Raw genomic sequence first — 15,761 nt, 5'->3', positions numbered from 1 at the left:
TGTTAATCGCTCACAAGTCTTATTTTTCTTTAATTGGGAGAGCTAGTTAACCTCCTAGCTTGACCCGTTACTTTTTCTGACTATTCAAAGCTCTAATCCGGCTTGATAGTGAATACAGACGAATAAAGCCACCAGCATGACTTTGATCGTATACTTCATCTTCACCAAACGTTGCAAACTCTTCAGAATACAAGCTATTATCAGAACGTTTTTGTGTCACTGTCGCTTGCCCCTTGTAAAGCTTAATCACGACTTCACCATTAACATCTTGTGCCAGCTCCTCTGAAGCTGCAAGAATCGATTTACATAACGGTGTGAACCAACGACCATCGTAAACAAGATGGGAAGCTTTAAGGCCTAACTCCTCGCGAAATTCAAATGATGACTTATCAAGAACAAGCTGTTCAACGGCACGCAATGCTTCCATCATGATGGTGCCACCAGGTGTTTCATAGCAGCCACGAGACTTCATTCCAACCAAGCGATTTTCTACAATGTCGATACGTCCAACACCGTGCTTCGAGCCCTTTTCATTGAGATAAATAAGTGCGTTATAAGGCGTCATGGCTTCCCCATCAACCTCAACCACTTCACCTTTAGAAACTTTTAAAGTGACATATTCTGCTTCATCAGGTGCTTGCTCAGGATCGACCGTCCAAACCCAGCAATCTTCGTTGGGTGCATTCCATGTATCTTCAAGTACGCCACCTTCTGTTGAAATATGCCATGCGTTTGCATCGCGTGAATAGATCTTGGTCAAAGAAGCAGAACAAGGAATGTTACGCTCAGCAAGGTAATCAAGACACTCTTCACGGCTGACAAGATCCCATTCACGCCATGGTGCAATCACATGTAGGTCCGGTGCTAGTGCTGCAAATGCACCTTCAAAACGAACTTGGTCGTTACCCTTACCTGTACAGCCATGACACAGTGCATCAGCGCCTACTTTACGTGCGACTTCAACTTGAGCTTTGGCAATAATTGGACGGGCCATTGATGTACCTAGTAGGTATTTACCTTCATAGTAAGCACCGGTTTTTAGTGTCGGGAAAATGTATTCCGCAACCATTTCTTCTTTCAGGTCTGCGATGTAACACTCCGAAGCTCCCGAAGCCTTCGCTTTAGCTTCAATCCCTTCAAGCTCCTCGGCGCCTTGACCAACATCAGCGACAAACGCAACCACTTCACAATCATAATTCTCTTTTAACCACGGAATAATCACTGAAGTATCGAGACCACCTGAGTATGCGACAACTACTTTATTTACATTCACTTTGCTCATTTTCTTCTCCAAACTTACTGGCGCTGCACTTGGCGGTCAGTGCCAATTACTTCCTAATATTTAATATGTTCTACCCAGTCACCTCAAAATGCCGTGTTTCAGCAAGTCGAAGCCGCTTTTTATTGAGGTAGAAACTGAGTTCCAATTCTTTCTCCAGACAACAATCGAGTGAGTTTTTCTGGGGATCGCCAGCTTGCAACTTCGACTACGCGACCAAGATCCTTCGCCGCTTCTAAAGCGGATCTCACCTTGACGATCATTCCGTCGGTGATCACTTTCCCTTCGATCAAATCTTGCGCTTCTTGATCCGATAAACTGGGGATCAAATGTCCTTTTCCATCGAGAACCCCAGTGACATCGGAAAGAAAAACCAGATTTGCGTCTAAAGCACCCGCCACTGCCACTGCTGCCTGATCGGCATTGACGTTCATCATTTGACCTTTTTCAGTCAGACCAATTGAGCTGATGATTGGTAACGCACCGACTTTTAGAATGCTTTGTAGCAAACTCGAATTGCCAGGTAATGCTTTCCCAACCGCACCCCATACAGGATCAAATTCTTCGACATGACACAGCCCACCATCTGCCAAACTCAGTCCAACCGTATTCAGGCCATTAGCGATTGCTTGACCTTGCAATAACTTGTTTGCGGTTCCGGCCAGTGCCCCTGCGATAACAGGAATTTGCTCATAAGGCGTGACGCGTAAGCCGTTTATTTTTTCCGTTTTTAGTTCAAGCTTGGCCATCAAATCATCCACAAGATAGCCACCTCCATGCACCAACACGATGTGTCGTTGGACCGATTTTTGGTAAGCCGCAATAGCAGTAAACAACTGACTTAAGGTTTGAGAACAAGACAGTGCAGCACCGCCAAGTTTTATGACTAAAGGAGCTTGATTGGTTTGCGTCATCGCATTTCCCTCTCTCAATGACTACAGCAACGCTGTCAGTTCTGGGTAACCGTAATGAATATTGAGACATTGCATCGCTTGACTCGATGCACCTTTAAGTAGGTTGTCGATTGCCGAAATCACAATGATGTGTTCGCCTTGTACCTTCCAGCCGATATCACAGAAAGGGGTATTTTCGACATCCTGAATACGTGGCATACCATCACCTTTAAGACGAACCGCTGGCTTGCCTTGGTAAGCTTGTTCAAACACTTGCGCCACTTGTGTTTCCGTCACACCTTGCGCCAACTTCATCGTGATCGTGGCAAGAATACCGCGCTTAAAATTGCCTAAGTGCGGCGTAAAAATCACATCGCAACCTAAATGTTGAGCAATTTCTGGTTGATGACGATGATGGAACACACCGTAAGGCTGCAAACTTACCTCACAAAAACTATTGGTCATCGATGCTTTTCGGCCTGCTCCTGAAACACCACTCACCGCATTGATGATTGGCCATTGGCAAGTGTCAATTAAGCCTGCTTCAAGAAGAGGCTTGATGGCTAATTGTGATGCAGTCGGATAACAGCCTGCAACGGCAACCAGTGGCGAAGTTTTTATCGCGACTGAGTTCCATTCTGCTAACCCATAGACTGATTTATCCAACCAATTGTGGTACTGATGTTCAAACCCATAAAACTCACGATAAAAATCTGCGCTTTTAACCCGAAATGCACCAGATAAATCGAACACTTGGCAACCTGCTTGTAACAAGGTGGGCGCTAAGTCGTGACTCACTTCATGAGCCGTCGCAAGGAAAATGACATCGGCCTCATTGGCGACTTGTTGTAAGTCAGTTAAGGGGAGGACAGGTTGATCAATCACGCCCTTAAGTTTACCGTGTAATTGGGCAATATTCTTGTTGGCATCTGCGCTATTTGCTGAAACATACAGTCCAGCAAGAGAGAGATGTGGATGTTGGTTGACCATCAAAGCCAATTCTGCACCCGTGTACCCGCTGGCTCCAATTATCGTGGTTTTTAGCATGCTTTGATATCCATTCACTTAAGCAAAAATGATTATTAATCTATAAATTAAATCTTAATTTGATTTTTTATTCATTCAAATTGATTTATTATGTGTTTTACATTTTCATCATCAGTCTGTCAATAGGAGAATGAGATAACCTATGCAATTACCTACTTTTCTCGAAGTCTATGAAGGCCTTATTAGCACTTCATCGATCAGCTCAACCGATCCAAGCTGGGATCAAGGCAATGCAAAAGTGATCGAGAAGCTGGCTTCTTGGTTCAAAGATCTTGGTTTTTTTGTCGATGTGATCGAAGTAGCGCCAGGCAAACACAATATGATCGCACGCCTAGGAACAGGTGAAGGTGGGTTGCTCCTAGCTGGGCACAGCGACACAGTGCCATTTGATGAAGGGCGCTGGAGTTTTGATCCGCATAAGCTGACCAAGAAAGACAACCGCTTTTACGGCTTGGGTACTGCGGATATGAAAGGCTTCTTTGCGTTTATTTATCAAGCAGTAAAGCAACTCGACTGGAGTAAGCAAACTAAACCTCTTTATGTTTTGGCCACCTGCGATGAAGAAACCACGATGCTAGGTGCTCGTCATTTTACTGAGCACGCACCGTTTAAACCGGATTATTGCATCATTGGAGAACCTACCAGCCTTGTTCCGATTCGAGGTCATAAAGGGCATGTCGCAAACGCCATACGCGTGACAGGTAAATCTGGTCATTCTTCTGATCCTGCGCTTGGCGTAAACGCAATAGAAATAATGCATGAAGTGATGTTTGCCATGATGCAATTACGCGATAAGCTGGTGAAAGAATACCACCACCCAGGTTTTGCCATTCCAAGCCCAACGCTTAACTTAGGTCACATACATGGGGGAGATAGCGCTAACCGTATTTGTGGATGCTGTGAGCTGCATTACGATGTGCGCCCTCTACCAGGAATTAGCCTCGATGGCTTAGACAACATGCTACGTGGTGCTTTAAAAGAAGTTGAATCGAAGTGGCCGGGCAGAATTGAAATCCTCCCGCTGCATGAACCGATCCCGGGCTACGAATGTCATCATGAACACCCTTTTATCAATGGCATCGAAGAAATATGTCAAACCCGCTCAGAAACCGTCAACTACTGTACAGAAGCTCCATTCTTACAGACCTTATGCCCTACTCTTGTACTGGGCCCAGGATCGATTGAGCAAGCACATCAACCTGATGAGTTCTTGTCGCTAGATTTTATCAATCCCACCATCGATATTTTGTCCCGTGCGATGATCAAATATTGTCATTAGAGCCTGCTACTCTTTCGTGGCTAAGTTATGTTCAAGATAAAATCGTTTTAAGTAAGGAAAGGTGTGTTGCCCAGTTATTGTGAGCAAATACGCCTTAACAAACGTAAAACGATTTACCCTCCCCCGATCTCAACTCACCTCAAATTTCACTGGCTAATTTGTAATTAAATTTCATTTTCCTTTTCAAATCACTAACCGGATTTGCTCTAAATCAGAAGAATTGCAGATTCATGGTTCACTTAATCGGCTTTATTTGACTATCGCCGCTGATTTTCGCTAAATTGGAATCTTAACAAGGAATATGAATGTAGTTTTTTTACGAGGCAGGATGACGATGAACGAAAAATACGCGGCACTCAAAAGCAATGTACGCATGCTAGGCCATTTACTGGGGAATACGATTCGTGATGCCCATGGTGAAGAGATTTTCGAAAAAGTAGAAACAATTCGTACATTATCTAAATCCGCTCAAGCAGGGAACAAAGCAGACAGGGAAAGCTTAATCGAAGAAATTAAAAGCTTACCAGATGAACAACTCACACCTGTAACACGAGCGTTTAATCAATTTCTGAATCTAACCAATATTGCTGAGCAATATCATACGATCTCGCGTCATTGCGAAGAGCATGTCTGCGAACCAGACGCTATTAATACTCTTTTCTCAAAGCTGGTTCAAAACAACGTGAGTAAGCTCGACACTGCTCAAGCGGTTAAAGATCTCAATATTGAACTGGTTCTCACCGCGCATCCAACCGAAATTACTCGCCGCACAATGATCAATAAGCTGGTCAAAATTAATGAGTGCCTCTCCAAATTAGAACTCAGCGATCTCTCTTTTAAAGAACGTAAAAAGACAGAACGTCGTTTAGAACAACTGATCGCAGAAAGCTGGCATTCCGATGTTATTCGTCAGCAACGCCCAACGCCACTAGATGAGGCTAAGTGGGGCTTCGCCGTCGTCGAGAACTCTTTATGGGAAGCCGTACCAGAATTTCTACGTGAAATGAATGATCGCCTAAAACATTACCTCGGCGAAGGCCTCCCTATCGATGCTCGTCCCGTTCATTTCTCCTCTTGGATGGGTGGTGACCGTGATGGCAACCCATTTGTCACCCACAGTATTACACGTGAAGTGCTCCTGCTTTCTCGCTGGAAAGCCGCGGATCTCTACCTTAATGATATTAATGAATTGATCAGTGAATTGTCGATGACGGTGTGCAATGAAAATGTCCGTCAGTTAGCGGGAGAAGATGCGCATGAGCCGTACCGTGCCATTCTAAAGCAACTTCGTTCTCTGCTTATTGAAAGCAAAGATATTTTAGATGCTAAAATCCATGGTCAGCAACTTGCCGTTAAAGCACCACTGAGAAATGTCCAACAACTTTGGGAACCACTTTACGCGTGCTATAAATCGCTTACCGAATGTGGCATGACGGTGATCGCCAATGGCTCCCTTCTAGATACTCTACGCCGTGTTAAGGCTTTTGGTGTTCATCTAGTACGCCTTGATATTCGTCAGGAGAGCACACGTCATGCAGATGTTCTCTCTGAGCTGACACGTTATCTTGGTATTGGTGACTACGAACAATGGAGTGAGCAAGATAAAGTTGCTTTCCTCACCAATGAGCTTGCCTCCAAGCGCCCTCTTCTTCCCCGGGACTGGGAGCCGTCTGAGCCGGTCAAAGAAGTTTTAGATACCTGTAAGATTATTGCTGCCCAACCGCGTGAAGCATTTGGGGCGTATGTAATTTCAATGGCTCGTACTGCTTCAGATGTACTTGCGGTGCACTTGCTGCTGCAAGAAGCAGGTTGCCCTTACCGCATGGATGTATGTCCACTATTCGAAACTCTCGACGATTTAAACAATGCAGAATCTGTCATCCAACAACTCATGGGAATTGACCTGTATCGCGGCTTTATCCAAAACCATCAAATGGTGATGATCGGTTACTCAGATTCAGCCAAGGATGCGGGAGTTATGTCGGCTGGCTGGGCACAATATCATGCCATGGAGTCATTGGTTAAAGTTGCTGAAGAAGAAGGCGTTGAACTGACACTCTTCCACGGCCGTGGGGGTACCATTGGCAGAGGAGGAGCGCCTGCTCACGCCGCTTTACTTTCTCAACCACCGAAGAGTTTGAAGAGTGGCCTACGTGTTACCGAACAAGGTGAAATGATCCGCTTTAAGCTTGGTTTACCAGATGTCGCCGTTAATAGCTTCAACCTTTACGCCAGTGCGATTCTAGAAGCCAACCTTTTACCGCCACCAGAGCCGAAGCAGGGCTGGCGTGAACTAATGGAGGCACTTTCACAGGTCAGCTGTGAAGCCTACCGAAAAGTTGTACGCGACGAACCTGATTTTGTCCCTTACTTCCGTCAAGCGACTCCGGAACTAGAATTGGGGAAGCTGCCGCTCGGTTCTCGCCCAGCTAAACGTAACCCAAATGGTGGTGTGGAAAGCCTGCGAGCAATCCCTTGGATCTTCTCTTGGAGCCAAAATAGATTAGTATTACCTGCATGGTTAGGTGCAGGGGAAGCGATTCAATATTCCGTTAATCAAGGTCATCAAGCACTGCTGGAAGAAATGTGCCGTGAGTGGCCATTCTTTTCTACGCGCCTTGGCATGCTTGAGATGGTGTATTCTAAGTGTAACATCGATATTTCACGCTATTACGATCAACGCCTTGCAGATGAATCGCTTCTCCCACTCGGTGAACGCCTACGCGAGCAACTGAAGCAGGATATCAAAGCTGTGTTGAATGTTGAAAATAATGAGAACCTCATGCAGCGTGACCCATGGGGTCTTGAGTCTATTCGTCTACGCAACATCTATGTTGAGCCATTGAATATGCTGCAAGCTGAACTTCTCTATCGCACCCGCCAAACAGAGCAACCTTCTAATCACTTAGAAGAAGCATTGATGGTAACCATCGCAGGTATTGCAGCAGGAATGCGTAATACCGGTTAGAGTAAAAACACTTTCGAGGCTGATAAATTGTCAGCCTCAAGGGTATTCTTATCATTGATGACAAATTTCTCCCGCTTTATTACAAAATTAAAAACTATAAATTAAATAAAATATAAAATATAAAACCATTTATCTCACTTAATGAGTATATTGTTAATTTTTTTTAACTTATTCTCTACTACTATTCCACTTCATGCTTATTATTTATATACTACTTAACCGCTAGAAGCATATTACTCTAATCATAAATGCTTCAGCTTGATGGATCTCCATCACTCTAGGTGATAAACGGCTTTAAGGTGACAGGACCAACATTGTTGGTGCTATTTATACACAAAAAGCTCAAGTGCCGACAAGAGCACACCTGAAGTATAAATAGCTTGTTTACAAGTTTATTGACCATTGGATTGAAGACATGTCATTACCACACGTTATCTTAACTGTTCTAAGCACTCGCGACGCCACAGGTTACGATATTACGAAAGAATTCTCTGCGAGCATCGGTTACTTCTGGAAAGCAAGCCATCAACAGGTTTACCGCGAGCTCAATAAAATGGCTGAAAAGAATTTGGTTTCCTGCGTACTAGAACCTCAAGAAGGTAAACCAGATCGAAAAGTTTACTCCATCACCGACGCAGGTCGCGGTGCTTTAGGAGAGTGGTTTGATCAACCAACTGCACATCCTACTGTTCGTGATGAGTTTTCTGCCAAGTTAATGGCGTGTGCCATTCAACCTGCAGCACCTTTCCACGAGCAACTTTCACAGCTTGTTGTAGAATCGCGCAAATTAGTTTCTCATTACAAAGAAATAGAAGCTGCTTACTATGCAACTCCGTCGACTCTAGACAAGCAAGCTCGTTTAGAGCGCTTAACACTACGCCGTAATTTAATGCTTCGTGAAGCTTGGATTAACTGGGCAGATGAAGTCTTAACAGAACTCGAAGTGATTGGTTAACTTCAACTAAACACATCAATAGATTAAAGGCTTGCCTCGTAGCAAGCCTTTATTTTTAGATTACCAAATAACCTCAAGATGTTTGGTTCAAAGCTAGGTCATTTCACTGAACACAACGTCTTAGGTTACTTAAATATAATCAATATTTTAAACTTCTAGCACAACTTGCGGGCGAACACCCAGTGTATGACAGAGTGCATAAGTCATCTCAGCTCGATTAAGCGTATAAAAATGGAAATCTTTAACGCCTTCACGACTTAGTACACGAACCATATCAATTGCCTGACTTGCACCCACTAATTGCCTAGTAACCGGGTCATCATCCAGCCCTTCAAACTGCTTACTCATCCAACCCGGTACCTTCACATTATTTTGTGCAGCAAAGCGCGATGCTTGCTTGAAATTGGAAACAGGAAGAATACCTGGAACAATTTCCACATCGATACCAGCAGCAACGCAACGATCACGAAAACGCAGGTAAGATTCAACATCAAAAAAGAATTGGGTAATCGCTCGATTAGCACCCGCTTCGACTTTACGCTTAAGGTTCAACAAATCGGATTGTGCACTTTTCGCTTCTGGATGTACTTCTGGGAATGCCGCGACTGAAATATCGAAATCATGGCGTGCTTTAAGTAACTCAACTAAGTCTGAAGCATACATATCAGGAGCCCCTCCACCCGGAGGAATATCCCCTCTTAACGCCACTATATTTTTAATACCGTTAAACCAATAATCATCCGCAATCGCGTTCAACTCTTCTCGCGTTGCATCGATACAAGTGAGATGGGGAGCAGCGACCAGACCCGTTGCCGCTTTGATATCTTTTATGATGGAATGCGTTCTGTCTCGTTCTCCAGAGTTTGCCCCATATGTGACCGAAACAAATTTAGGTTGGAGGTGTTTGAGGCGATGTACCGAGTTCCAGAGGGTTTCTTCCATCTTCTCGCTACTAGGTGGAAAAAATTCAAATGACACATTGATATTGTCCGATAGTTCGGCAATATTCTGATTTAAGGCATCAATATGGCCTGCGTGTGTATAACCCATTTTACTCTCCCTGTGTGGCTGTTGACCACAAAAATCAAATCCTCAAACCGACGTTTAGACGTCTATATGTCCACAGAATGTAATGAATTCAGTTTAATGTCAACCTCGTAAATATGAATTTTATTCAAGTTGATCATTAATTGGATTCACCATCATTCATCTTTAAGAGTCATCCCTTCAGTTGGATTCAAGGAGACGAATATACCTAAGCATTGTTTATACCTAAGCATTGTGAGGTTACTTGAGTATCAGCAAGTATCGCACAAACCAAAAGCAAAAAACCTTGGCCCTAAGCCAAGGTTTTTGTCATGCATCGCAAAATCAAACGACTCACGATGAAGTTAATGAGTCCATTTTTCTACCCAGCCTAAGCTTAAAAAATAAGACACCTTTACCCTAGAATAAACTCGCTAATCGATTCAGATCCGATTGAATGGCTCCGGCCGTCACTTCACGACCGGCCCCAGGTCCACGAATCACAAGCGGGTTGTCTTTATACCACTGACTTTCTATCGCAAAGATGTTGTCACACGGCAATAGGTTCGCCAGCGCATGTTCAGCAGGTAAAGCTTCAATACCAACTGTCGCTTTGCCATTGCGTTCAAGTCGTGCCACATAACGCAACACCTGCCCTTTTTCTTGTGCTTGTTTTAATCGCTCATGTAAGGATTCATTGAGTGTTGCCCCTTGTTCGAAGAAAGCATCTAAACTTAACGTTCGTAAAGACGAAGGAACAAGTGATTCTACTCTGACTTGCTCAGGCTCGATCTCAAGTCCAGACTCACGAGCTAAAATAACCAGCTTGCGCATCACATCACTGCCGTCTAAATCAGCTCGAGGGTCGGGCTCAGTTAAACCTTGCTGCCAGGCTAAATCGACTAATTCACTAAAAGGGACACTGCCATCAAATTGTTGAAATAGCCAAGATAACGTTCCTGAGAAAATACCTGATAGCGCAACAATCTCATCACCACTTTCACGCAAGTCACGCACGGTATGATTGATCGGCAGCCCAGCACCCACAGTCGCATTATAAAGCCAATGTCGACCTGTTTTGGCAAAAGCATTTTGCACTTGATGGTAGTAATGACTATCAGCAGATCCTGCAACTTTATTAGCAGAAATCAAATGAAACCCGTATTGTGCAATATCTATATAACGAGTAGCCAACTGTTGACTTGCCGTCACATCCAAAACCACCACTTCATCGAAATCAGACAATCCATCGAGCTTAGTCAGCCAGCTACCATCATTTTCGATACTATCATCATCAAAATGTTGTAATACTTTATGTGGAGAAAGGCTACTTTCATCAAATAGATAAGTTTGGCTATCAATCACTGCAACCAATTCAAATATCATACCATGACGCTTTTTAAGTTCTTCTTGTTGAGTTGTGAACAAGGATAACCAGCTTGAACCAATATTACCTTTACCACACAAAGCTACTGCTATTCGCTTTTGAGCTTGAAACAGCTGGCGATGAATTGTTTGAACTAAAGAAGTCACATCAGTGCAACGAAGCACCGCTACTAAGCTCAAACCCGACTCTGTGGCTGAAATAAATTCTACAGAAGCATGCTTTAATTGCTGGTAAAAGCCAAAACAATGATTAGCATTTTTGGTCACCCCTGCTCCAACAGCAGCAAGTAATGAATAACCTTCTTTAAGTTTAATATCAGCATCTATAGCAGATTCTTGCAAGTGAGCTAACGCTCCCCCTGCAACCTCAGAAGTGTATGCTAGACGTAATCTTTGCTGCTCAGCTTGAACTTCAAAAGCTAAAGGCTCTAATTGGGCTCTTGTTAGGCTTCGTAGTGCCTCTTCTTTTGCTCGTTCAAAGTCATGACCATGAACAAATGAAAGTTGAATTAAGAGAATGTCATCCAAAGAAGTAATAATTTTTGCCCCTCGTCCCGAGGCTAAAACGCGTTCAATTCGTGTAGAACCCGCCTCTGATTGATAACTGCACTTAAGTTGAAGATTCATCGCACTTTGTGCCACAGGTTGTAGAGTCCGACTGTGCAACACAGGAGTTGCCAGGCGGGCTAGTTCACTCGCTTCATCCAAACGCAATAATGGCAACAAACAGGCATCGTTTACTAAACGAGGATCTGCACTATAAACTCCCACTACATCGCTCCAAATTGTCACAGTACCAACACCTGCTAGAGCCCCAATCGCCGTTGCTGAATAATCAGAGCCATTACGCCCAAGTAGTACCGTTTCATTAGCCTCATTCTTAGCCATAAATCCAGTAATAATGATACGCTTATGATTATGCTGAGCGAGTACTTCTTTAATAAGAGGGTAAGAACGAGCTCGATCAACCTCTGGTTGTGCACCTTCCTCTGCACGAAGAAATGCACGAGCATCTTGCGCGATTGCAGGTAAATCAGATTGTGACAACAAGCTTGCTAATAAACGTGAAGACCACACTTCTCCATAGCCTAATACTGTTGCTTGCTGAGCTTGAGTCAATGGTGCAGTCAATTCAGCCAACATAATAAAGTCATCGTGCAATGATGACCTCAGTTGTTCTTTAGCTTCACCCGATATCAACACCTCTAACAAATCAAACTGAAACTGCTTTAATGATTGTAATTTTTTATGAGCAACACGAACGTTAATGCTTAAATTTTCTACAAATGTAATTAACTGATTAGTTGTTTTTCCTGCCGCAGACACCACCACCAAATCATTTTCAGTAGAGTACTCTTTAAGGATTTCAACCACTCGTCGATAGCACTCTGGATCAGCTAAGCTGCTGCCACCAAATTTATGTAACTGACGCTGAACATTCATGATTTTTCCTTTAATTAGTATGCAGCCTTTAGAAAAGCTTTGTCTAAGTCAGTAATGAGATCTTGTGGATCCTCTAATCCCACCGATAAACGCAGTAATTGTTGAGAAACACCTGCTTCTAGTAATGCTTCTTCTCCCATTGCACGATGAGTCATTGATGCAGGATGACAAATTAAGCTCTCTACTCCACCTAAAGATTCAGCAAGCGAGAACAAAGAGAGCTCTTTTACAAAAACTTTAAGCTGTTCAAATGATCCAGCAAACTCAAAACTCAGCATAGCGCCAAAGCCCGATTGCTGCTGCTGAGCAATATCATGCCCAGGATGTTTAGGTAAACTGGGATGATAAATCTTATTAACTAAAGGTTGGTCTTGTAAGTACTCCAAAATTTGCTGAGCACTTTCCTCATGAACCCGCATTCTTGCTCCTAAAGTACGAATACCTCTCAACGTCATGTAGCTATCAAAAGGTGTCCCTGTTGAGCCAATACAATTCCCCCACCACGCTAATTCTTCAGCATGCTGTTCACTTTTCGTAATTACAACACCACCGATGACATCTGAGTGACCATTAATATACTTTGTAGTCGAGTGGATAACAAAGTCTGCCCCCAACTCTAGTGGCTTTTGGTATACAGGTGTCAAAAAAGTATTATCAACCGCCACCAATGCACCAACTTGTTTTGCTTTTTCACATACTAAAGCAATATTTATGACTCGCACTAATGGATTAGATGGACTTTCAATGAGGATAAGCTTTGGTTTTTTCTCTAGAGCAGCCTCCAATGCTTGTTGATCCGATTGATCAACAAACAGAACATTGAAATCGCCTTTTTGTGCTCGACTATTAAAAAGTCGATAAGTACCGCCATAGCAATCGTGTGGGGCGATAATCAGATCATTGGGGCCGAGAAATGCTGAAATCCATAAATTTAGAGCCGATGTTCCACAATTAGTAACAATTGCACCTTTACCAGACTCAAGTTCATAGAGTGCTTTTTCTAGTAACCCTCTATTTGGATTGCCTGAGCGAGTATAATCATATTGTGGTACTTCACCAAAAGCAGGAAAACCATAATTGGTTGAAAGATAAATTGGCGGAACGACAGCATGGTACTGAGTATCAGACTCAATACCTGTACGTACAGCAATAGTTGCAGGTTTATGGCGAATGCTCATCTGTGTATCCTTTCACTGGGTGACATCAAAGTGGGAATACGCTATATACTAGTTAGCCAAATAAACACATTAGCCACATAAACACGCTTCCCTAACAATTAATCTCACTTTACCCGCCAAAAATTCAGACGTCAACACTTCTAGACGTCTATATGTCTTTGATTATGTCAGTAAATCCAGCTAAGATTAGCCAAATCTATCTATTTTTCTAACCAATGACACAAATGAAGGTATTCAATGGCTGACTGGAATGGCGAATACATTAGCCCCTATGCAGAGCACGGTAAAAAAAGTGAACAAGTAAAAAAGATCACCGTCTCTATCCCGCTAAAAGTTTTGAAAGTACTAACTGACGAGCGAACTCGCCGCCAGATCAAAAACTTACGCCATGCAACTAACAGTGAACTGCTATGTGAAGCTTTCTTACACGCTTACACAGGTCAACCACTGCCAACTGACGAAGATCTCCGTAAGGACCGTCCAGATGATATTCCAACAGAAGCAAAGGCGTTGATGACGGCGATGGGAATTGAATTTGAAGCATTTGATGAAGAGTAACTTCTGGCACATCATCCAAATCTAATAACTCTTTTAATCATTAAAAATGAAAAAGGGACAGTTTTTGTCCCTTTTTTTAATATCTTCAATAGCTCTGATATTTATTCAGCCATATAATTTGCAGGCATTTCAATACGAGCAACACCCGATATTACCGCTGCTTGGGCTACGGCTTTTGCTACACGTGGTAGTAAACGTGGATCCATTGGTTTAGGAATAATGTAGTCTGAACCAAATTCAAGTGATTTTGCACCTGCAGCTTTCAATACCGCTTCAGGAACAGGCTCTTTCGCTAACTCACGAATCGCCTCAACTGCAGCCAACTTCATTTCATCGTTAATTTCGCTAGCGCGAACATCCAATGCACCACGGAAAATGAATGGGAAACACAGTACATTATTGACTTGGTTCGGGTAATCACTACGACCAGTTCCCATGATCAAATCATCACGAACTTCATGAGCTAGTTCAGGTTTGATTTCTGGATCTGGGTTTGAACAAGCAAACACGACAGGTTTATCAGCCATCAATTTTAGTGCTTCGGGTGGCAGTAAATTTGGCCCAGATACACCTAAGAATAAGTCAGCACCTTCAATCACATCTTCAAGGGTGCGTTTATCGGTATTATTAGCAAATAATTGCTTATATTCATTAAGATCATCGCGACGCGTGTGAATTACCCCTTTGCGATCCAGCATGTAGATTTTCTCACGCATCGCACCACACTTGATCAATAATTCCATACAAGCGACTGCTGCTGCACCAGCACCAAGACAAACGATCGTTGACTCTTCCAGCTTTTTACCTTGCAATTCTATTGCGTTTAACATACCTGCAGCGGTTACGATCGCAGTACCGTGCTGATCATCATGGAACACAGGTACATCACAACGTTCAATAAGACGTTTTTCAATTTCAAAACAATCTGGGGCTTTGATGTCTTCTAGGTTGATGCCACCAAAAGTGTCAGCAATATTAGCCACTGTATCAACAAATTCGTCGATCGTGCGGTGTTTTACTTCAATATCAATAGAGTCAAGTCCTGCAAAACGCTTAAACAGTAACGCTTTGCCTTCCATTACTGGTTTGGAAGCCAATGGACCAAGGTTGCCCAAACCAAGAATCGCCGTTCCATTAGAAATAACTGCAACCATGTTACCTTTTGCTGTGTACTTGTATACATTGTCAGCATTTTGCGCAATTTCACGCACGGGTTCAGCAACACCAGGGCTGTAAGCTAATGCCAAATCATTTGCGGTTTCTGCTGGTTTAGTCAACTCAACAGCAATTTTTCCTGGTGTAGGATAAGCATGGTAATCTAACGCTTGTTGGCGGCGCTGCTCTTCAAAGGTCATCTCTTGGCGATTGTCTTCAGACATGAATAGTTTCTCTTTTATTATTTTTTGTGTAAGGGGGAATAAATTCTAGCGGATAGATGCCAATCTTCATAGGTGAAAGTGCGACCAATATCATCAAAAATAATTGATAAAGTAGAGATTAGACCAGATATTAGTGATTTGCATCACATTTTAGATTTTTAACTCGCTTGTATCTTGTAGTAACAACAAGAAAAAATGCTCATCAGCAATCCGAAGACGAAGTGATGAATAGCCCGTTAGAGTACATAGAAAAGAAGAAGAAAACTTACCAAATATGTTCTGCTCTAAAAGCAAAAAAGGAAAGCCGAAGCTTTCCTTTTCTATGCACGGCTCTTCAAGGAAGAGCGGTGCTAGATTACGATTAATTCAA

The 15,761-nt window shown here is 43.0% G+C and carries 11 protein-coding genes; 4 read left to right on the top strand and 7 right to left on the bottom strand.

Annotated features, from left to right (window positions below; all coding sequences use genetic code 11):
* Positions 1-67: 67 nt before the first annotated feature.
* The 3 genes from VSA01S_RS14105 to argC all read right to left on the bottom strand — a co-directional run bounded on the left by VSA01S_RS14105 (position 68) and on the right by argC (position 3,219).
* Positions 68-1,282, bottom strand: a complete 1,215-nt coding sequence (locus tag VSA01S_RS14105) for an argininosuccinate synthase (RefSeq protein ID WP_021710744.1) — start codon at positions 1,280-1,282, stop codon at positions 68-70.
* A 119-nt stretch (positions 1,283-1,401) separates the two neighbouring features.
* Positions 1,402-2,193: an acetylglutamate kinase gene (gene argB, locus VSA01S_RS14100; RefSeq protein ID WP_039980012.1), complete on the bottom strand. Its 792-nt coding sequence runs from the start codon at positions 2,191-2,193 to the stop codon at positions 1,402-1,404.
* 21 nt (positions 2,194-2,214) lie between these two features.
* Positions 2,215-3,219, bottom strand: a complete 1,005-nt coding sequence (gene argC / locus VSA01S_RS14095) for an N-acetyl-gamma-glutamyl-phosphate reductase (RefSeq protein ID WP_039980014.1) — start codon at positions 3,217-3,219, stop codon at positions 2,215-2,217.
* 142 nt (positions 3,220-3,361) lie between these two features.
* On the opposite strand from argC, the gene argE reads away from it, so the two are divergent.
* The 3 genes from argE to VSA01S_RS14080 all read left to right on the top strand — a co-directional run bounded on the left by argE (position 3,362) and on the right by VSA01S_RS14080 (position 8,421).
* A complete protein-coding gene (gene argE / locus VSA01S_RS14090) occupies positions 3,362-4,498 on the top strand; it encodes an acetylornithine deacetylase (protein WP_039980015.1) in 1,137 nt (378 codons plus the stop codon).
* Positions 4,499-4,832: 334 nt separating this feature from the next.
* Positions 4,833-7,466, top strand: a complete 2,634-nt coding sequence (gene ppc / locus VSA01S_RS14085) for a phosphoenolpyruvate carboxylase (protein WP_039980031.1) — start codon at positions 4,833-4,835, stop codon at positions 7,464-7,466.
* Positions 7,467-7,881: 415 nt separating this feature from the next.
* On the top strand, positions 7,882-8,421 hold the full coding sequence (locus VSA01S_RS14080; RefSeq protein ID WP_039980016.1) for a PadR family transcriptional regulator: 540 nt from the start codon (positions 7,882-7,884) through the stop codon (positions 8,419-8,421).
* Positions 8,422-8,568: 147 nt separating this feature from the next.
* Here the strand turns inward: VSA01S_RS14080 and metF are convergent, their stop codons facing one another.
* The 3 genes from metF to VSA01S_RS14065 all read right to left on the bottom strand — a co-directional run bounded on the left by metF (position 8,569) and on the right by VSA01S_RS14065 (position 13,454).
* Positions 8,569-9,471: a methylenetetrahydrofolate reductase gene (gene metF, locus VSA01S_RS14075; protein WP_039980017.1), complete on the bottom strand. Its 903-nt coding sequence runs from the start codon at positions 9,469-9,471 to the stop codon at positions 8,569-8,571.
* A 396-nt stretch (positions 9,472-9,867) separates the two neighbouring features.
* A complete protein-coding gene (locus VSA01S_RS14070) occupies positions 9,868-12,276 on the bottom strand; it encodes a bifunctional aspartate kinase/homoserine dehydrogenase II (RefSeq protein ID WP_039980018.1) in 2,409 nt (802 codons plus the stop codon).
* A gap of 14 nt (positions 12,277-12,290) precedes the next feature.
* Positions 12,291-13,454: an O-succinylhomoserine (thiol)-lyase gene (locus VSA01S_RS14065; RefSeq protein WP_039980022.1), complete on the bottom strand. Its 1,164-nt coding sequence runs from the start codon at positions 13,452-13,454 to the stop codon at positions 12,291-12,293.
* A gap of 237 nt (positions 13,455-13,691) precedes the next feature.
* Here VSA01S_RS14065 and metJ point away from each other — a divergent pair, with 237 nt between their 5' ends.
* Positions 13,692-14,012 carry a met regulon transcriptional regulator MetJ gene (gene metJ, locus VSA01S_RS14060; RefSeq protein ID WP_039980023.1) on the top strand — a complete coding sequence of 107 codons (321 nt, stop codon included), beginning with the start codon at positions 13,692-13,694 and terminating at the stop codon, positions 14,010-14,012.
* 101 nt (positions 14,013-14,113) lie between these two features.
* Here the strand turns inward: metJ and VSA01S_RS14055 are convergent, their stop codons facing one another.
* Positions 14,114-15,391: a malic enzyme-like NAD(P)-binding protein gene (locus VSA01S_RS14055; RefSeq protein WP_039980025.1), complete on the bottom strand. Its 1,278-nt coding sequence runs from the start codon at positions 15,389-15,391 to the stop codon at positions 14,114-14,116.
* Between the last annotated feature and the right edge of the window lie 370 nt (positions 15,392-15,761).

The organism is Vibrio sagamiensis NBRC 104589 (genome assembly GCF_007990935.1).
Taxonomy (GTDB): Bacteria; Pseudomonadota; Gammaproteobacteria; order Enterobacterales; family Vibrionaceae; genus Vibrio; species Vibrio sagamiensis.
The sequence above is the reverse complement of the archived record's forward strand: the minus strand, read 5'-3'. Positions and strand labels throughout refer to the sequence as shown.